The sequence below is a fragment of the Deltaproteobacteria bacterium genome (assembly GCA_040223695.1).
Classification (GTDB): Bacteria; Desulfobacterota_D; UBA1144; order Nemesobacterales; family UBA2774; genus JAVKFU01.
This window is the reverse complement of the sequence record JAVKFU010000018.1, coordinates 48,053-67,131: the sequence shown is the minus strand read 5'-3', so window position 1 is coordinate 67,131 and position 19,079 is coordinate 48,053. Positions and strand designations below refer to the sequence as shown.

18 protein-coding genes, 1 tRNA gene and 1 other RNA gene are annotated in these 19,079 nt (G+C 46.8%); 14 read left to right on the top strand and 6 right to left on the bottom strand.

Annotated elements, in window-relative coordinates; genetic code table 11:
* The first annotated feature begins 123 nt into the window (after positions 1-123).
* The 3 genes from secA to RIG61_09375 all read left to right on the top strand — a co-directional run bounded on the left by secA (position 124) and on the right by RIG61_09375 (position 4,295).
* Complete coding sequence (secA, locus tag RIG61_09385) at positions 124-2,982, top strand: preprotein translocase subunit SecA (GenBank protein MEQ9619370.1); 2,859 nt, start codon at positions 124-126, stop codon at positions 2,980-2,982.
* An 11-nt stretch (positions 2,983-2,993) separates the two neighbouring features.
* A complete protein-coding gene (locus tag RIG61_09380) occupies positions 2,994-3,935 on the top strand; it encodes a MoxR family ATPase (protein MEQ9619369.1) in 942 nt (313 codons plus the stop codon).
* An 81-nt stretch (positions 3,936-4,016) separates the two neighbouring features.
* Entirely contained in the window at positions 4,017-4,295 is a 279-nt protein-coding gene (locus RIG61_09375) for a DUF308 domain-containing protein (protein ID MEQ9619368.1), read from the top strand.
* 12 nt (positions 4,296-4,307) lie between these two features.
* On the opposite strand, the gene RIG61_09370 is transcribed toward RIG61_09375, so the two are convergent.
* A complete protein-coding gene (locus RIG61_09370; protein ID MEQ9619367.1) occupies positions 4,308-4,586 on the bottom strand; it encodes a 4a-hydroxytetrahydrobiopterin dehydratase in 279 nt (92 codons plus the stop codon).
* 74 nt (positions 4,587-4,660) lie between these two features.
* On the opposite strand from RIG61_09370, the gene folK reads away from it, so the two are divergent.
* The gene (gene folK / locus RIG61_09365; GenBank protein MEQ9619366.1) at positions 4,661-5,188 is read left to right on the top strand and encodes a 2-amino-4-hydroxy-6-hydroxymethyldihydropteridine diphosphokinase; all 528 of its coding nucleotides are present in this window, start codon (positions 4,661-4,663) and stop codon (positions 5,186-5,188) included.
* A gap of 164 nt (positions 5,189-5,352) precedes the next feature.
* Here the strand turns inward: folK and folD are convergent, their stop codons facing one another.
* Together folD and thiD are read right to left on the bottom strand one after the other, a co-directional pair.
* Positions 5,353-6,207 carry a bifunctional methylenetetrahydrofolate dehydrogenase/methenyltetrahydrofolate cyclohydrolase FolD gene (folD, locus tag RIG61_09360; protein MEQ9619365.1) on the bottom strand — a complete coding sequence of 285 codons (855 nt, stop codon included), beginning with the start codon at positions 6,205-6,207 and terminating at the stop codon, positions 5,353-5,355.
* A 13-nt stretch (positions 6,208-6,220) separates the two neighbouring features.
* On the bottom strand, positions 6,221-7,021 hold the full coding sequence (gene thiD, locus RIG61_09355; protein MEQ9619364.1) for a bifunctional hydroxymethylpyrimidine kinase/phosphomethylpyrimidine kinase: 801 nt from the start codon (positions 7,019-7,021) through the stop codon (positions 6,221-6,223).
* 129 nt (positions 7,022-7,150) lie between these two features.
* Here thiD and RIG61_09350 point away from each other — a divergent pair, with 129 nt between their 5' ends.
* The 7 genes from RIG61_09350 to rnpB all read left to right on the top strand — a co-directional run bounded on the left by RIG61_09350 (position 7,151) and on the right by rnpB (position 10,593).
* On the top strand, positions 7,151-7,567 hold the full coding sequence (locus RIG61_09350; GenBank protein MEQ9619363.1) for an OB-fold domain-containing protein: 417 nt from the start codon (positions 7,151-7,153) through the stop codon (positions 7,565-7,567).
* Positions 7,568-7,767: 200 nt separating this feature from the next.
* Positions 7,768-8,652, top strand: coding sequence for a lytic transglycosylase domain-containing protein (locus tag RIG61_09345; protein ID MEQ9619362.1), 885 nt, complete (start codon positions 7,768-7,770; stop codon positions 8,650-8,652).
* Between the two features lie 168 nt (positions 8,653-8,820).
* A tRNA-Ile gene (locus RIG61_09340) sits at positions 8,821-8,894 on the top strand.
* A gap of 27 nt (positions 8,895-8,921) precedes the next feature.
* Complete coding sequence (locus tag RIG61_09335) at positions 8,922-9,065, top strand: hypothetical protein (GenBank protein MEQ9619361.1); 144 nt, start codon at positions 8,922-8,924, stop codon at positions 9,063-9,065.
* Positions 9,049-9,777, top strand: coding sequence for a C4-type zinc ribbon domain-containing protein (locus tag RIG61_09330; protein MEQ9619360.1), 729 nt, complete (start codon positions 9,049-9,051; stop codon positions 9,775-9,777). Before RIG61_09335 ends, RIG61_09330 begins: the two co-directional genes overlap by 17 nt.
* Positions 9,758-10,201 carry a ribonuclease HI family protein gene (locus tag RIG61_09325; protein MEQ9619359.1) on the top strand — a complete coding sequence of 148 codons (444 nt, stop codon included), beginning with the start codon at positions 9,758-9,760 and terminating at the stop codon, positions 10,199-10,201. Before RIG61_09330 ends, RIG61_09325 begins: the two co-directional genes overlap by 20 nt.
* 9 nt (positions 10,202-10,210) lie before the next feature.
* Positions 10,211-10,593: RNase P RNA component class A (gene rnpB, locus RIG61_09320), an RNA gene on the top strand.
* Here the strand turns inward: rnpB and tyrS are convergent.
* Positions 10,593-11,807, bottom strand: coding sequence for a tyrosine--tRNA ligase (gene tyrS / locus RIG61_09315; protein ID MEQ9619358.1), 1,215 nt, complete (start codon positions 11,805-11,807; stop codon positions 10,593-10,595). The genes rnpB and tyrS overlap by 1 nt on opposite strands.
* A gap of 225 nt (positions 11,808-12,032) precedes the next feature.
* On the opposite strand from tyrS, the gene hpt reads away from it, so the two are divergent.
* The 3 genes from hpt (at position 12,033) to RIG61_09300 (ending at position 15,018) form a co-directional block, all read left to right on the top strand.
* The gene (gene hpt / locus RIG61_09310; protein ID MEQ9619357.1) at positions 12,033-12,563 is read left to right on the top strand and encodes a hypoxanthine phosphoribosyltransferase; all 531 of its coding nucleotides are present in this window, start codon (positions 12,033-12,035) and stop codon (positions 12,561-12,563) included.
* A gap of 63 nt (positions 12,564-12,626) precedes the next feature.
* A complete protein-coding gene (locus tag RIG61_09305) occupies positions 12,627-13,085 on the top strand; it encodes a GatB/YqeY domain-containing protein (GenBank protein ID MEQ9619356.1) in 459 nt (152 codons plus the stop codon).
* 109 nt (positions 13,086-13,194) lie between these two features.
* Positions 13,195-15,018: a M3 family oligoendopeptidase gene (locus tag RIG61_09300; GenBank protein ID MEQ9619355.1), complete on the top strand. Its 1,824-nt coding sequence runs from the start codon at positions 13,195-13,197 to the stop codon at positions 15,016-15,018.
* Positions 15,019-15,036: 18 nt separating this feature from the next.
* Here RIG61_09300 and RIG61_09295 read toward each other — a convergent pair whose 3' ends face one another.
* Both RIG61_09295 and RIG61_09290 read right to left on the bottom strand, forming a co-directional pair.
* Complete coding sequence (locus RIG61_09295; protein ID MEQ9619354.1) at positions 15,037-16,986, bottom strand: response regulator; 1,950 nt, start codon at positions 16,984-16,986, stop codon at positions 15,037-15,039.
* A gap of 287 nt (positions 16,987-17,273) precedes the next feature.
* Positions 17,274-18,572: a diguanylate cyclase gene (locus RIG61_09290; GenBank protein MEQ9619353.1), complete on the bottom strand. Its 1,299-nt coding sequence runs from the start codon at positions 18,570-18,572 to the stop codon at positions 17,274-17,276.
* Between the last annotated feature and the right edge of the window lie 507 nt (positions 18,573-19,079).

Sequence of the window (19,079 nt, the reverse complement as noted above, 5' to 3'; positions counted from 1 at the left end):
CCATACCGCACCGCCGCTTAAACATCACGTTTCAATCAAAAGGGAAATAGAGACCTGTTATTTGTGATACCAGGTTTTTACACTTATACTTTTATGGTTTTACAATCGGAGGTTCATTAACTTATGCTTTCCTACATAATGAAAAAAATTATAGGTTCCCAGAACGAAAGGGAAATCAAGAGACTGGGATCCATTGTCGAGGATGTAAATAATTACGAGAGCGAGATGTTAAAGCTCCCGAACGGAGCGCTTACGGAAAAAACAGAGGAATTCAGACAAGCAATCAAAAATAACCTGAACGGCAATGGTGAAGCAACGGACGAAGCCCATTTCGCAAAACTTGAAGGAACCCTGGAAGAATTGCTTCCTGAAGCGTTTGCCCTGGTAAGAGAAGCTTCGCGAAGGACTCTCGGAATGAGGCCTTTCGACGTGCAGCTCGTAGGCGGCCTGGTACTGCATTTGGGAAGAATCGCAGAAATGAAGACAGGAGAAGGTAAAACCCTTGTCGCGGCCCTGCCCCTCTACTTAAACGGCGTCACGGGCTACGGCGCGCATCTCATAACCGTAAATGACTATCTGGCAAGACGTGACGCTACGTGGATGGGACCCATTTACAAGCTTCTCGGCCTGGATCTGGGAGTCGTTAACCATGAAATTTCATATCTCGTCGAGTGGGAAGACCCGGACAGGGCCCGGAACGCGATAGAAAATAATTTGAGCGTATGGCCCGCGGAATATTCCGATATGGAGATACCGCCCGAGAGAAACCTCGACGTGCTCGCGGCTTTCAAGACAAAACTCGTCGAATGTTCGAGAAAAGAGGCCTATCAGGCTCATGCGACTTACGGGACCAATAACGAATTCGGTTTTGATTATCTGAGAGATAATATGAAATTCTCCCTGAAGGATTACGTCCAGAGGGAGCACAATTTTGCTATAGTTGACGAAGTTGACAGCATTTTGATCGATGAGGCCAGAACGCCTCTCATAATATCAGGCCCTTCGGAAGACTCCACACAGCTCTATTACGATATCAACAACGTGGTGAAAAGGCTTAAACCAGACGTCGATTTCACCGTGGACGAAAAAACAAAGCAGGTAACGCCGACTGAAGAAGGCTCGACAAGGGTGGAAAAGGCGCTCGGCATTAACAACGTTTACGACCCTGTGAACCTGGAAATACTTCACCATGTCATTCAGGGACTCAGGGCTCACAACCTCTTTCACAAAGACGTCGACTACATGCTCAAGGACGGAAAGGTTATCATTGTGGATGAATTCACGGGGAGGCTTATGCCGGGCAGGAGATGGAGCGACGGGCTTCATCAGGCGGTTGAGGCAAAAGAAGGTGTAGAGATAGAGAACGAGAACCAGACCCTTGCCACGATCACGATTCAGAATTATTTCAGAATGTACCGAAAGCTCGCCGGTATGACGGGTACGGCCGATACGGAGGCATTCGAGTTCAAGAACATCTATAAACTTGACGTGAATGTGATTCCGACAAACAAACCTATGATAAGGGACGACAGGAACGACTCCGTATACAAATCGGAGACGGAAAAATTCAACGCCGTTGCGGAGGAGATAAAGGAGTTTCACTCCCAGGGGCGCCCCGCACTCGTAGGAACGACATCGATTGAAAAATCCGAGAAACTGAGCAACCTGCTGAAGAAGCTCCAGATTAAGCATCAGGTGTTGAACGCCAAGCAGCATGAAAACGAGGCCGAGGTAGTAGCGCAGGCGGGAAGAATCGGCGCGGTTACCATAGCGACTAATATGGCCGGCCGCGGAACCGACATTATTCTGGGCGGCAACCACGAGTATCTGGCAATGAATATACTTAAAACAAAGTTCAAAGTTGATCCCGCCGAAGCCCTGCCGGAGCACTTCGAAGAGGCAATGCTCGAAGCCAAATCCGTATGTGAGAGCGAAAAGAAAAAGGTTCTGGAACTGGGCGGCCTTCACATCATAGGAACCGAAAGACACGAATCCAGGAGAATCGACAATCAGCTGAGAGGTAGAGCCGGCAGACAGGGAGACCCCGGCTCCTCAAGGTTTTACGTTTCTCTTGAAGACGACCTGATGAGGATATTCGCTTCGGAGACCATAACCAAAATCATGGACAAGCTCGGGTGGGAAGAAGGTGAGCCGATAGAGCACAAGATGATCAGCCGCTCGATTGAAAACGCACAGAAAAAGGTGGAGGGCAGAAATTTCGATATTAGAAAACACCTTCTCGACTACGACGACGTGCTGAATAAACAAAGAGAGGTGATATACAAAAAAAGAAGGGATTTTCTGGCCGGCGGAGAGAATCTCAAGGAAAACCTTTATGAGATGTCGGACGAGGTGATAGACGATCTCGCCTCAGCCATGGTTCCCGAAAAAGCCAACTCAGACGAACTGGATTTAACCGATCTTAAAGAGGCTGTACAGAATACATTCAATTTTGAGATAGATTTTACCGGTTTAACCGAAAACGGGACAGAGAGAGAGGCCGTAGCGGAATTCATGCGCGGCAAAGTCCACGAATTCTACGAGCGGAAGGAGGAGGAGATAGGTTCCGAGACAATGAGGCAGATAGAAAGATATGTGATGCTTCAGACGCTCGACTTTTTATGGAAAGACCATCTTCTCAATATGGACCACCTCAGGGAGGGAATTGGGCTCAGGGGCTATGCTCAGAGAGACCCGCTGCATGAGTACAAGAGGGAGGGATTCGAAATGTTTACCGGACTCATAGACAGGCTTTCGTATGATGTATGCGAGAAGCTTTTCAGGGTGCAGCCGGTGAGCGAGACGGACATGGAGCGCCTCGAGAGGAGAAGGAGAGCCGAGCAGCAGCGTATGACACTTAGCAGAGGGGAAGAGGAAGAGAAGAAGAAACCCGTAAAGAGAAGTGAGAAAAAGGTGGGAAGAAACGACCCTTGCCCTTGCGGAAGCGGGAAGAAATATAAAAAGTGCTGCGGCAAAACATAGAGGGACCCCGATTGGACTCGTCAGATTTTACTTCTAAAATTCAAAGCCTCGAAAACAACATAGGCGGAGTAATAAAAGGAAAACCAGAGATTGTTAAAACAGCAGTTGTGGCGCTCCTTTCCCGCTCTCATATGCTGATAGAGGACGTGCCGGGGGTGGGGAAGACCACACTGGCCCACGCGCTTGCCAGCTCGACCGATCTCTCCTTTAAAAGAATTCAGTTTACAAGCGACCTCCTGCCCTCCGACATACTTGGAGTATCCGTGCTGGATCAGTCCACAGGGGAGTTTAAGTTCAAGCCGGGCCCAATTTTCGCAAACATCGTACTGGCGGATGAAATAAACAGAGCTACACCAAAGACCCAGAGCGCGCTGCTTGAGGCAATGAACGAGGCCAGAACCACTGTGGACGGCAATATTCACGATATACCGAAGCCCTTTATGGTCATCGCCACGCAAAACCCTTTCGAATACAAGGGGACTTTTCCCCTTCCGGAAAACCAGCTCGACCGGTTCTCAATAAGAATAAGCATCGGCTACCCCGACCGTGAAAGCGAGAAGGAGATACTTTCGACTTTCAGCCCGGTGAACTCCTGGGACAGCATAAAACCCGTTATATCCGCGGATGAAGTAATCTATCTTCAAAAAATGTCCGAAAGAGTGAAAATTGACGAATCGATACTCGACTATATTCTGGAAATAATAAAAGAAACCCGGAATCCGAAGTTTTTCGAACTCGGTGTGAGTCCGAGAGGAGCGATTGCGCTCAAAAGCGTCGCCCAAGCCCGGGCCCTCACCGACAGAAGGAACTATTGCATTCCGGACGACGTTAAGGAAATGGCAGTCGCGGTGCTTGCTCACAGGGTTGTGGTGCGAAACGAGCACATGATGGGTCAGGAAGGGAATGAAGAGGCGCTTAGGGAAGTTCTTCAAAGGGTAAAGGTGCCTATCTAAAAAACAGGCGTCGGGAAACACTACATGGTAAACTATCCATATGTTTACCGGGTGATCGAGAGATCACGAACGGGGGAAAAAATGAATCCAAATAGAAAAATCTTTTTTTACCAGGGAAAACCGCCGGTATATATGTTGCCGCTTGTTTTGCTGCTCGGTATCGTGATATTAGCTATTCTGGCCGTATTCGGCTTCTTTCTCGGTATCGTCATCGGCGCGGCAGCCCTTGTATTCGGCGTTTTAAAGCTGTTCTCGTCCTTTAACAAAAAGAAGCCAAGAAAAACCATTGAGGAAAACGGCAGAACCACGGTTATTCTCGATAAAGAGGATTTCGAAGTAATCGAAAATAAAAAGAACTGATGATCCGCGGGGTCAGGATACTTTCTCGATCTCGTGAGCCAGATTGAAATCCTTTTCGGTCAGCCCTCCCTCACTGTGCGTCGAAAGAGTTAAATTTACCTTGTTGTACTGGATTAGAATATCGGGATGATGGTCGGCTTTCTCGGCTAAAATGGCCGTCTTATTCACAAAACCGACGGATTCCACGAAATTCTTGAATTTAAATTGCTTAGCAATTTCATTCCCCTTTTGCTCCCATCCCTCCAAATCCTCGAGTTCTTCCCTGATTTTTTCTTCCGATAATAAAGCCATATAATTTCACCTCGCTTATTTAAGTTTATAAAATGCGGTTGGATAGTCAAAATTTTGTGATTTAATATAAGTTCATGGCGCGCGTATTTCTAGGACTGGGCTCTAATCTCGGAAACAGGAAGGAAAACCTGAGAGAAGCGGTTCAAATGATGTCGGCCTTTACGGAAATTGTAATGGTTTCCTCAGCTTACGAGACGGAGCCCGTGGGAAATGAGGAGCAGCCTGATTTTTTAAACTGCGCCGTGGAGATTAAAACTTCGCTCCCGCCCCGAAAACTCCTGGCAGAACTCAAAGCTGTGGAAGACAAACTGGGAAGGGTACGCAAAGAGAAATGGGGACCCAGGACGATAGACATCGATATAATCTTTTACGACAATCTCGTGATCGATAGCGATGAGCTGAATATACCGCACCCCGGCTCTCACCTGAGGCGTTTCGTGCTGGAGCCCCTGTCGGAGATAAGCCCGGATTTCATACACCCCGCGCTCGATGTGCCTCTCTCACAGCTACTTGATAAGCTCGAGGACTCAAAATCTGTAAGGAAGGCGGGAAGTCCGTCCACATTATTTCCACAGCCATTAACAGCCTATAAACAGAAATAAAACACCTTTTTCCTAAAATTATACACATAGATAGAGTCCACGGAAGGAACTATAAGGTTAATATTCACGGATAGTTGGAGTAGCTCATGAAAATCCAGCCCTGAAAATGTGAATAACCGGTCACAATTAAAACCCGGGTTTATCCACAGGGCTGCCCGGCTCAATCACAGCCCCGAAAAACTCTTTGCGGACTCAAGCGTGTTCCAGAGGAGCATAGAGATTGTCATAGGCCCCACCCCGCCCGGCACGGGAGTGATGTATGAGGCTTTTTTAGAAACGGCTTCGAAATCTACGTCCCCTGTTAGCTTCCCCTCTTCGTTACGGTTTATGCCTACATCGATTACGACCGCCCCTTCCTTCACCATATCGGCGGTTATAAAATTCGCCCGCCCGATCGCTGCAACCAGTATATCCGCCCTTCTGGTGACTTCGTCCAGGGGCTTGGTGCGGGAATGGCAAATCGTGACCGTGGCATGACGATGCAAAAGCAGCATCGAAACGGGCTTGCCCACGATATTGCTTCTTCCGACGACAACGGCCTCCTTGCCTTTTATGTCTATATTATAGAATTCGAGCATTTTTATAATCCCGTGCGGAGTGCAGGAAATAAATCTCGGGTTGCCCTCCACAAGCAGACCGACGTTATAGGGATGAAAGCCGTCAACGTCCTTGAGCGGAGAGACGGCCCTCAGCACTTTGGTTTCATTTATTTGATCGGGCAGCGGCAGCTGAACCAGTATGCCGTGTATATTGCCATCCGCATTCAGCTTCTCCACAAGTGTGAGCAGCTCTTCCTCGGTTGTTTCCTCGGGCAGCTTATGCTCTTCCGAATAGATTCCGGCATCGGCGCACGCCTTTCTCTTGTTTCTGACATAAATCTCGGACGCCTGGTCGTCGCCCACGAGCACGGCAGCCAGCCCCGGGGTTACTCCGGTTTCGTTCTTAAGCGTCTGAACGCCCTCGGCTACCCCGGTCCTTACATGCAGGGAAACCTTTTTTCCGTCTATTATATCCGCCATTTCCGACTCCTTATCATTCATATTTCCAAAAGTGATTCAAGGGTCCGTGCCCCCTGCCCAGTTCAAAAGACCTCTTAATCGCGCAAGTTGTATAATCCTTGGCCTCTTTTACCGCATCCAGCGGGGATAACCCCCTGGCAAGCGAGGCGCATACGGCAGCCGAATACGTGCAACCCGTGCCGTGCGTGTTCCGGGTCTCTATTCGCGGGGCCTTCAGCTCGTAGAATGTAGAGCCGTCATAAAAAATATCTATCGCGTCCGTCATGTCCTCAAGGTGTCCTCCCTTGAGGAGCACATACTCGGGGCCGAGCTTCCTGATTTTCTCCGCAGCTTCTTTCATCCCGTCGAGTGAGTTTATCCGGGTGCCTGAAAGCACTTGCGCCTCGGGTATATTCGGCGTAACGATATGAGCGAGCCCGAGAAGCTCGCCTACCAGGACATCCTTCGCTTCACTGTCCAGAAGAATATCCCCCCCCTTCGCCACCATCACAGGATCAACCACTATTTTTTTTACCCCGTACTCCTTTAACTTTCTCGCCACGGACAACACTATGCGTTTATTTGAAAGCATCCCGGTTTTAACCGCGTCCACTCCGATGTCTTTTAACACCGCGTCAATTTGTAATTCCACGAATCCGCCGGAAAGATCGCTTTTCCCGAGGACCGAAACCGTATTTTGAGCTGTGACGGATGTAATTACAGACATGCCGAAGACCCCTAATGCGGTAAAGGTCTTAAGGTCAGCCTGAATACCGGCCCCTCCTCCGGAATCGGAACCCGCAATAGTCAGCGCTCTAGGAACCTGTTTCCCCACGGCGATTTATTCTACTAAGAATTTAAAATGTTTACAAACCACACTCGCGCCTGCCCCGGACTACTAGACTAAATGAAAAATAAATGTAATATATTCTCTGCTAAAAAACCCCAAGGAGAGAAAGGAGCTATGGCAGAGATTTTAGAAAATGACGAGGTCTTGTTTCCGGAATTATTTACCGTCGATGATTCGGGTGCAGTGAGGCTCATCGCAGGATACTCGGAAGAATCCGATAACTGGACATTTCCCAAATACCTGGCGGACCCTGTTAGCTTTTCAGATGACGTAGAGGAAAAAATGCTGAGCCCTACCGGTGAGCTTCATTCTTTTACAGTCGTGAGAAGGAGCATGCCCGAGTTTCCCGTCCCCTATGCGCTCGCTCTGGTTGATTTTCCGGAGGGAGTCAGGGTAATGGCTCAGGTTGAAATCGATAACCCCGAGAACCTGAAAATCGGTCAGAAAATGGGCGTAACCGTCGGAACCGTTAAAAAGACCAAAGACGGTAAAGATGTCAAGTCCTATAAGTTTTATCCGATTAAAAAGTAAATTAGAGAGCCCCTGTAAAGGGTCGAGCCCGGGAATATAGATTCCGCCTGCGCATAATCGGTCAGGAAAACCGCCGGTTTGTATGAGGGACGGTTAAATACGTTCGTAAGAAATTGCGCGGATAGCCCTTAAAATTCGCTGTTTACATTCCTTAGTTAATCATTTATTCTGAACTTAAACCGAATTGAGTAGTTTACTTAATGAAGAAGCTTCTTCTAACAGTAGTTATATTTTCGGGATTGATTATTATCCGCTCTATTGCTCCCTCCGCACTGGAAACCACTGATCAATATTCCGCTGACGCACCCGAAACCATTATGCCCGCAAAAAAAAGCGGAATACTTTCCGTCGAGGTCGCAAAGTCAAATCTTCATCTAATTGTGCTCGGCACTCTAACGAGCGGAGAAACCCCAAGGGTTATGATAAAAAACCCTGTCACGGGAGAGCTCGGCACATTCGCCGAGGGAGATACTCTGGATCTTATCAGATCCGAGGCTGTAAAAATTGTTGAAATAGCTAAATGCGTGATACTGATAGAGAGGACGGGAAACCTCGAAACAATGGAATGCAATAACAAAATGCCTACAGTTGTGTTCAGCGGACCCGCGGCTCTGGCCAAATATAAAATCGTACGCCCGGGCATGGAAGGCAGTCACCTGCTTTCGAGTAATTTTATCAGCGCTTACGATAAGGACATTCTGACGGTCAGCGAGAAGCACGGTGTGGACCCCTATCTTGTGAAGGCGGTAATCAAGGCTGAATCGGATTTCGACCCCAATGCCGTGTCTCCCAAGAACGCACAGGGAATAATGCAGCTCATACCCGGTACGGCAAACGATTACGGTGTCATAAACCCGTTTGACCCACATGACAACATGGACGGGGGCGTGCGTTACCTGAAGGACCTTCTTGAATACTTTGACGGTGATTTGAATCTGTCCCTTGCGGCGTACAACGCAGGAAAGGGAGCCGTAATAAAGCACGGTTTCACAATACCCCCCTATCCGGAAACGTCGAATTATATCACCAAAGTACTCGGATATTACAAATTGCTCAAAGCAAAGAACTATGCGTTAAAAAAGTAATTTCACCCGTATTTCAAACCTGAAATTGAAACAACCGTTTCATTCAAAGTCAGCGGCGCGTATAGGAATCACCAGGGCACTGACCGTATAACTAACGGAGTTTAATTCCGCCGATTGACAACAAGCGGTTATTTATCTAGACTAATAAATTCACTAAATTAAGTCAGAGGGCCCATAGCTCAGTTGGTTAGAGCGGCGGACTCATAATCCGTTGGTCCCTGGTTCGAGTCCGGGTGGGCCCAAACTTAAGAAGAGAATTCAACTTTTTGATGGATAGAGAAGCCGAGATAAAGAACATACTTCAAATGCCAAGCCTGACGCCGGCCGCAGAATTACCGGCGGAACTTCTACACCCTTTCCTTGAAATCACCAAGCCATTAAAAAAAGGAGAAAGAAATGAGAAACCAGATTGAGGTTCTCGACATGCTCCAGACTATTGACATGGAGCTAAGTGAATTGGAAGAGCATATTAGCGAGTACCCCAAAAGAATCTCAGCCTACGAAGAAGAACTTGAAGCATACGGAGAAAAGTTAGAAAGCCTCAATAGTGAAAAACAGGAGTTGCTGAAGAATAAATCAAGTATGGAGCTGGAACTCACCCAAAACGAGGAAACGATCAAGAAGTCCGAGGAAAAACTCTTTGAAATCAAAACTCACAAAGAATACGAAGCCCTTCAGAAGGAGATCTCTGAAACAAAAAGAATGAACTCCGAGCTTGAGGACAAACTTCTCGAGGAAATGGAAAAAATCGAAAATATCGAATCTCAAATTTCAGCCACAAATGAAGAACTGACCGGGAAAAAAACCGACTACGAGGAAAAAATCAGCGGTTTTAAAGAAAAGCTTGAAGAAGTCGAAACTCTATACGGACCGAAGAAAGAAGAAAAGGAAAAAATCGTTTCAAAAATAAGCCCCGACATCCTGCCTATTTATGAAAAAATCAAGAAAAGAAACGGAGAGGTGCTCGCTCTTGCCAAGAACGAGGTATGCACCGGCTGCAACATGAATATCCCTCCCCAGCTTTTTAACGAAGTTTTAACCCTTTCGAGAATCATACAATGCCCCAACTGTACAAAAATCCTATACTGTGAAGAAGAATTGAATAGTGAAGCCAAAACAGGATAGTTTGCCGTTTAAAAAAGCTCAGAAGAAAGGTGTTGAAATATTCATCGACGGCGCGGCAAGGGGTAATCCCGGAGAATCTGGCATAGGTGTTTTTATAATCGATGAGAACGGCGGCACGAGGGAGATCAAAAAATATCTTGGAACCCGCACTAATAATCAGGCCGAATATACGGCTCTTATTACGGCCCTTCAATCGGCAAAAGAGCACAGTAAAAAATCAATTCAAATCTATACCGACTCGCTCCTGCTGGCTAACCAGATAAACGGCGTATGGAAGGTCAAAAACCCCGAGATCGCCGTCCTTAACAAAGAGGCGAAAAAACTTCTCAAGGCTTACAGGGAAACCTCAATAAGCCACATCCCGCGGGAAAGAAATAAAGAAGCGGATAGACTTGCGAATCTTGCAATTGATGAATATCTTTAAGTTTAGAAGCAAGTGAGCCGGGCAATCGCCGGCCCTCGCGGATTCGCGAGGTCTGGAGGAAAGTCCGAACTCCGGAGGGCAGAGCGCTGGGTAACACCCAGGTGCCGTGAGGCAACGGAAAGTGCCGCAGAAAATAAACCGCCCAAGCTTTTCAACATGAAAAGACGGTAAGGGTGAAAAGGCAGTGTAAGAGACTACCGCGCCGATTGGCGACAATCGGCGGCACGGTAAACCCCGCTCGGAGAAAGACAAAATAGAGAAGCGTTTTTCCTTGAGAAAAATAAGACGGCCCGTCTTATGCTTCCGGGTATGTCGCTTGAGAAATCCAGAAATGGATGTCCCAGATGAATGATTGTCCGAGACAGAATTCGGCTTACAGGCTCGCTTGCTTCTAATCTAATTTAACAATTACAAATTCCTTTTTACCAATCCTTAAATGAAGTGTCCCTTTGTCGGGAATCAAGGCGTTGAAATCGGAAAATTTCTCGCCGTCTATACTGACCCCGCCCTGAGCTATGAGCCTCTTGGCCTCTTTCCTGCTCTTTAACTTTTCAGACGATTCAACAACCAGATCGAGAACGGTCTTGCTATCGTCCTTTGTTACGGATACTTCCCGCGCATCCTCGGGGAATTCCCTCTGAGAAAACTTTGTAGCGAAGTCCTCTGCAGCCGTTTCCGCCTGATCGGAGCCTTGAAGCCAAGATGTAATTTCACGCGCAAGAGATTTCTTTGCCTCCATAGGATGGCCTTTTTTAAATTCCTCTACCTCATGCCCCGGTCTGGAGGTCAAAAGCTCGTAGTACCTCCACATCAAATCATCCGGGATCGACATTACTTTTCCGTAGATATCGACTGCGCTGTCCTCGACCGCAATATAGTTGTCAAGCGACTTCGACATTTTCCTCGCACCGTCGAGACCCTCCAGTATGGGAAGGAGAATCGCAACCTGCGGCGGCTGATTGAAGTGCCTCTGCACGCTCCTTCCAAGCAGTATGTTAAATTTCTGATCCGTCCCGCCGAACTCCACGTCGGACTTCATATTCACTGAATCATACGCCTGTATCAGTGGATACAGGAACTCGTTAATGGTTATCGATACGCCTTCCTTGTAACGGTTGCTGAAGTCATCCCTTTCGAGCATACGGGCTACTGTTTCGAGGTTCGCAAGCTTGAGCAAATCGGCTGCGCTCATATCCCCGAGCCATGACGAATTAAACATAACCTCCGTCTTATCTTTATCCAGTATCCTAAAAACCTGTCTCTCGTACGTGAGGGCGTTCTTCTTCACCTCCTCCGGTGTAAGGGGAGGCCTTGTCTCCGATCTCCCTGAGGGGTCGCCTATCATGGCCGTGAAATCCCCGATAAGGAACAGAACCGTATGCCCGAGGTCCTGAAACTCTCTTAATTTTTTGAGCAGTACACAGTGTCCGAGGTGAAGGTCAGGGGCAGTAGGATCGAATCCGGCCTTGATCCTGAGCGGCTTGTTTTTTTTCTTTGAGCCCTTTAGCTTGGATAAGAGCTCCTCTTCCGAGATTATCTCCTCTGTTCCCCTCTTGATAATCTCAAGCTGCTCCTCCGGCTCGTTAAAACCAACATCCTTTTTCATGTGTTGTCCTTACCGCCTGAATTGATAAAATGACTCCGATTATCGGACTTTTCAAAACTCAACCTTGTGATGCCTCCACCCTGAGGATAAATTATTCGGCAACCGAAAATCGTTCAAAAATATAGAATATCATGATAGTTAGTCAATGCCGGCATTTTTTACCCGGTATATAGACGCCTCTTCGCTTACTGTTCAGCGTAAAAATATTGGATAAAATAAAGGCTCATGATTACAGAAATACGGGGAAGAAAACTAAAGCTGCTCTTATCCTCATCGGAAATATCAAAACGTGTTTCGGAGCTCGGGGGGGAAATTACCGCTGATTACGAGAACAAAGACCCTTTGCTTATCTGCGTCCTCAAGGGCGGGTTTATATTTCTCGCCGACCTGGTCAGGAATCTCGACTTCAACGTACAAATAGACTTTATAAGAATATCAAGTTACAGGGAAGGTATGGAGCCGGGCGATATCGAGCTTGTAACGGACGCGACCATGCCAGTTGAAGGAAGGCACGTCCTCTTAGTCGAGGACCTGCTCGATACAGGCATTACAATGAATTTTATAAAAGAAACCCTGCTTGCCAGGAATCCCGCATCCCTCAAAATATGCGCCTTGATAAACAAAAAGGAGAGAAGGGAAGTTGAAGTGAAAGCCGACTACCTGGGATTCAGCATAGAAAACGGATTTATAATCGGGTACGGAACCGATTGGGGGGAAACCGGCAGGAACCTCCGGGACATCTATCTTGTGGAGTGACGGTATGATCCAACTTGCCAGCATTCCGGTTAAAATAATCGTCTGTGAGATAAGGAGATTAATATGAGTCTAAGAGAACGGATACCGGCTGACATAAAAAACGCGCTCAGAGAAAAAAACTCTCTCGAACTTGCGGTTCTCAGAATGCTTCAGTCCTCCATCAGAAATAAGGAGATCGAAAATAATAAAAAGGAACTTACGGACGAGGAAGTAATAGGTGTAATCTCGAGCGAAGTAAAAAAAAGAAGAGACGCTGCCGAGGAATTCGAAAAAGTTAACAGACAGGACGTGGCCGACAAAGAAAAAGCCGAAATAGAAATACTAATGAAATATATGCCCAGGCAGATGAGCGAGGATGAAATCAGGAATGAGGTAATAAAGGCTATATCGGAAGCAGACGCGGCCGGGACTAAAGACTTCGGCAATGTAATGAAGATAATAATGCCCGCCGTGAAGGGAAAGGCGGACGGGTCTATGGTCAGCAAAGTGGTAAGGCAGGAGCTGGAAAAGCTTGAAAACTAGCGACACAGCGTAATCTTGTGACCGATTGAATGGATATAAAATTTTGATAGACGCTTTTTACACCGTATAAAAAGGTTCCGAAGCAGATTCCGGAAGAAAGGAGAATACTATGGCAAGCACCGCAAAAAAGCTGAAAACAGGATCAGAGGGAGTAAGATGGGACCTGTCAGACCTCTATTCGGGCCTCAATGACCCCCGCATCGAGAAGGACATAAAACGCCTCCTTAAAAAATCCGAATCTTTCGAGCGAACCTACAGGGGGAAAATAAACTCGAAATCCGCAACCCCCGGAATTCTTCTTAAGGCCGTCCGGGAGCTTGAATCAATTAGCGAGCAAATAGGGAAACTGCTTTCTTTCGCCTATCTGTTATTCGCAGCCGATACGTCCAGGCCGGCTCACGGCGCCTTTTTACAGAAAGTTCAGGAGAAGGCCACGGAGGCGAGAAAGCATCTGATGTTTTTCGAGCTGGAATGGGTCAATCTGCATGACAGTAAAGCCAAAGCCCTTCTCGCGGACAAAAAGCTCTCCGCTTACCGTCATTTCCTCGAGCAGGAGAGACGTTACAAACCGCACAGGCTGAGCGAGCCCGAAGAGATGATTCTGGACGAGAAGGCCAACACGGGAGCGAGGGCGTTCAGACGCCTGTTTGACGAAGTCCTGAACAATATACGTTTTAGGGTAAGGGTGGACGGAAAAGTGAACTCACTGAGTGAAACCGAAACTCTGGCTCTGCTTTACGACCCCGACAGAAAAAAAAGGAAAGCTGCGGCCGGAGGGCTTACTGAAGGGCTTTTGGAAAATTCGCACGTACTCACATTTATATTCAATACGCTTGTTCAGGACCACGCCGTAAACGACCGGCTGCGCGCCTTCGAATACCCTATGGCGTCACGGCATCTGGATAATGAAATCGACAGGGAAACGGTCGAGGCGCTGATATCCTCCTGCGAAAAAAATTACGATCTGGTCGAGACTTACTACAATCTCAAGAAAAAGCTGCTTGGTATAAGAAAGTTCTACGATTATGACCGCTATGCCCCGATTTCTCCGCAAACTAAAACAATAAAGTACGGAGCCGGCAAAAAAATCATCCTTGGTTCTTTTGATGACTTTTCTCCGAGAATGGCGGGGATAGCGGAGAAATTTTTCGAAAGCGACTGGATTGACGCCGAGACCAGGGACGGAAAAAGAGGAGGCGCTTTCAGCCACGGAACGGTTCCGAGCGCCCATCCGTATGTCTTTGTAAACTACACCGGGAGGCTGAGGGATGTTATGACCCTGGCCCATGAGCTCGGCCACGGCGTGCATCAGTACCTTTCAAGAAAACAGGGCTATTTCCAGTCTAACACCCCGCTCACGACGGCGGAGACCGCAAGCGTGTTCGCGGAGATTCTGGTTTTTCACAAATTGATGGAATCAGAGAAAGACCCCGCAATCAAGCTTTCACTGATTTGCAGCAAGCTCGAGGATATTTTTGCAACGGTATTCCGTCAGGTTGTGCTTACGCGTTTTGAAGAAAGCCTGCACCTGAAGAGAAGGAAGAAAGGGGAACTGACGGCTGAGGAGATCAATGAACTCTGGATTGACGCGAACAAACCCATGTTCGGGAATTCGGTTGAGCTGACCGAAGATTACAGCAACTGGTGGATGTACATTCCTCATTTCATACATTCGCCTTTTTATTGCTACGCGTATTCTTTCGGCGAGCTCCTGGTTCTCGCGCTATACTATAAATATTTAAATGAAGGAAACAAATTCGTTCCCCGCTATATAGAGCTTCTTTCCTCGGGAGGAAGCAACTCGCCGGATATTTTATTACAGAGGGTAGGAGTGGACATAAAGAACCCGGGGTTTTGGCAGGGAGGGCTGAATCTATTAAAGGATATGGTCGAAGAGGCCGTTGTGCTGTCTAAAAAGGCAGGGATAATTTGACAGGGTTCTGTTTACGCCTTAATTTGTTTCCAGGAGAACACCGTGCAGAACGTCGCTTAACTTATCCATCTCGTAAGGCTTGGGTAAGGCGCCCTTGAATCCGTATTGCTTATATTGCGATATAACCGGATCGCTCGAATACCCGCTGGATACGATTGCTTTTACTTGCGGATCGATAATAAGGAGTTTCTCCATTGCTTCTTTTCCGCCCATGCTCCCCGGCACCGTCAAATCCATAATTACCGAATCAAAGGGGTTTCCTTCCAATAAAGCGTTTTTGTACATCCTCAATGCTTCATTTCCGTCTCTCGCGAACTCAACCTGATAACCTATGTGGGATAGCATTTCTCCCGCGGCTTCCCTTACCTCAATCTTGTCATCCATAATCAGGACCCTTCCCCTTCCCCGCTTGACCGCATTATTAAGCTTTCTTTCAGCACCTATAAAATCTCCCTTCGCAGGCAGGTAAATATAAAATTTGGAACCTACGTGGAGCTCGGATTCAACAGTCAAAAGACCGCCGTGATTTTTGATAATTGAATACGACGTTGCAAGACCAAGTCCGCTGCCGCTCTGCTTGGTGCTAAAATAAGGATCGAATATCTTCGACAAATATTCTTTCGGGATACCTATTCCTTCGTCCTGTATGATAGTCTTGACATATTTGTCACCCTCGAGCGGGACACCCTTCTCGTTCCGGGCATCAACATTCTCCATCTTTATGGTTATCCTGCCTTGGTTCGTCATAGCCTGCGCCGCATTGATTATAATGTTGCTTATAACCTGGCTTATTCGCCCCTCATCTATTTCTACAGACCATATTTTGTCTTCAATAATGAACTCAAAATCGATACTGGAACCGCTCATCGTAAAATTTGCCGTGTCTCTTATCACTCGCTCCAGAGATGTCGGGATTTTATTCTCGAGAGCGTTCCCCGTTGTGGAAAAGGCAAGAAGCTGTGTCGACAGGTCTCTGGCCCTTTGACAGGCTCTCAGCGCATCCTGAAGTCTCTTGTGAATCTTTTCGGCTGATATATCAGGCATGGAGCTCAAAGAAATATTTCCCATTATCGAGGTGAGAAGGTTGTTGAAATCGTGAGCCACGCCTCCCGCAAGTACCCCTATCGACTCCAGTTTCTGGACCTTCAGAAGCTCTTCTTCCATTTTCTTCAATTCGGTAATATCCCTGAAAACAAGAACAGCTCCTATAATGATGCCGTCTCTGTCACGTATGGGTGAACAGCTTGCGGATACATATCTGCAGCCCTCTCTTTTCCTCGTAATAAGTACGGTGCCGCTTTCAAGACCGACGGAGCTGTCCGCGTTAATGGCTTTACTTACAGGATTCTCTTTAGGCTCTCCGGTATCCACATTGACGATGAAAAAGACGTCGTTAATGAACTTACCGACAGCATCGGTACGAGACCACCCGGTCAACTGCTCGGCAACGCTGTTAATCAGTACTACTCTCCCTTCGGTATCCGTCGCAATAACACCATCCCCTATAGAGCTTAAAGTTACGGCAAGTCGCTCTTTTTCCTGAGCCAGGGCCTGCTCCGCTTGCCTTCGCTCGTTTGTTTCCCGCTGGCGTTCAAACGCGTATCTGATAGAGCGCGCAAGCTGATTGTTATCCAAATCCGCTTTGATAAGGTAATCCTGCGCGCCCAGCTGAAGCGCCCTTACCGCCTGTTCCTCATCGCTTACCGCAGTCAGCACAATTACCGGCATATGGGGGGAATGGTCGTGTATTTTTATGAATGTATTAAGGCCTTCGCTATCCGGAAGCATGAGATCAAGCAACACCACATCAGTATCGGCTTCTTCCAAGAATTCTATTCCCCCGGAAAGAGTATCCGCGCATTTAGTTTCAAATTTTATCTCATTCGACGCGGCGAGCTTTTTCTGAACAAGCTTGGAGTAGCTTTCGTTATCTTCTATTAATAGTATTCTCAAATTATTGCTGGCCAATAGCTTCTCCCTTTCCCTGGACAGCCATTATCGAACAGCTCGAACCAAGATAAACACAGGAATTAGTTGCAATAATCGTACCATCTGGCATTTTGCTTATAACTTGCTGGTATTATTTGTAAAGCAAATAAGTCGTACATTTATTGCGCACAACTTCATGAACAAAAATTGTTCAATTTTACAAATATAATTAAAAATTATGCCCTAAATTGTTATAAATAGTGGGGGTGCTGACTCTGCCCAGAGACCGAGAACTCATGCGCAGACGAGAGACAAGATTAATTAACCTATTTTGTAAACTTATCCATACTTATAAGCTTTCCTTCACAGCCTATGCCCTTGCTATGCTTTTCTTCGTACATTAATTCATCGGCCTGACTCATCAGCCTGTCTATTGAAGTCGGAGAATGAGGATCGTAAACAGCTACCCCGAAACTGGCGGCAAGACGAAATGGCCTTCTTTTGGCGGAGTTGGATTTTTCAAAATTTTCCTTTAAACGTTCCCTTATCGACTCCATACCCTTGCCGTCCGTATCGGTAGTGAGCACGACAAACTCGTCGCCGCTCACACGAGCAGTTACATCCGAGCTGCGGAATGTCTGTTTTATGACCCCCGCAGTATCAACCAGAGCCTGGTCGCCCGCTCCATGTCCGTGCGCATCGTTAATCTGTTTTAACCCGTCGACATCGATTAAAACAAGCAATATCTGCTCCGTCCTTCTCTCGGCCGCTTTAAGATGATGGTCAGCGAATGTCATAAACCCCCTTCTGTTATAAAGCCCCGTAAGATCGTCGGTTATTGAAAGATTGCGTAACCGTTCCTCTATCTTCTTGCGCTCCGTCACATCGCGGGAGTTAACTATAACCCCGATTTCTCCTGATTCGGGAGGGAAGAGTTTCCCCATAGAATCCAGAGTAATCCAATTACCCTCTTTATGTCTCACTCTGAATTCCACCGAATACAGAGTTCCGCCGCTTTGAAGCCCCTGCGTAAAAATATCCATCACGCGGGGCAAGTCCTCGGGATGTATAAAATCAAAAATCCTTTTCCCGAGAAGCTCTTTATCGTCGTAACCGATTAAATTTTTGTGCGACGGACTTACGTAGCTCATCGTACCGTCGATATTGAGTATCGTTATTAAGTCAAGCGCGTTCTCAATCATCATCCTGAATCTTTCTTCAGTTCTCTTAAGAGCATCATCGGCTTTTTTACGCTCAATTGCGTACGTTATCGAACGAACGAGAAGTCCCGCGTCGACCTGCCCCTTCATCAAATAATCATGAGCACCCATCTGAACCGCTTTTAGAGCCTGGGCTTCGTCATCGGTTCCCGTGAGAACTATTATCGGAACCTCAGTTACCTCACTTATGGCTAAGAGGGTATCGGTATTCCCGCTGTCAGGCAGGTTGAGATCAAGGAGGATCAAATCAAGTTCCCCTTTACCCGCCCGCTCGTACCCTTTAGTAAATGTATCGTGGTGTTCCACGTGCATGTAGGAAGACGTTTTCTTGGTGAGAATCCTTTTTATAAGCTGCGCATAATCCAGGTTATCCTCAATCAGCAATATCTTAATATTATCTTTCATGGTCTGTGCAATTCTCCGGCGGCAGTAAATATATTTATCTATTTTTGTGTATCAACTTTAACGGGAAACCAGTATTTCCCTACTCGGTTCGAAGTAACCGGCGTTATCTTATGCCGTATTCTCTTGTAATTTCTGGAGATAATTTTTTATCATATTATTATACTGATATCAAAGTTTCAATTAGCTTAATAACAAATATTACAATAAACATGCCATCAAAAAGTATTACGCATAAGACATTCATTTAACATAATTTTTTTAGCCATTAAATTTCCACAGGGAAATAATAAGAGAAAAATATGACAAAATTTGTCAATATATCCAAAATGCGTCAGTTTATGTTTTTAATAACATAAAGTGCAATAGGGTGCCGGCTTCATGAAAATTTTCCGTGCTCACGCCGGATCGGCGTCGGGAATTCGCTTAATCGATTCCCCATGCCATAGCGTACAAACCCCGCTTTTGACTTATTGAACCCGTGCAATTAATTTAATGTCCTGTAAACTG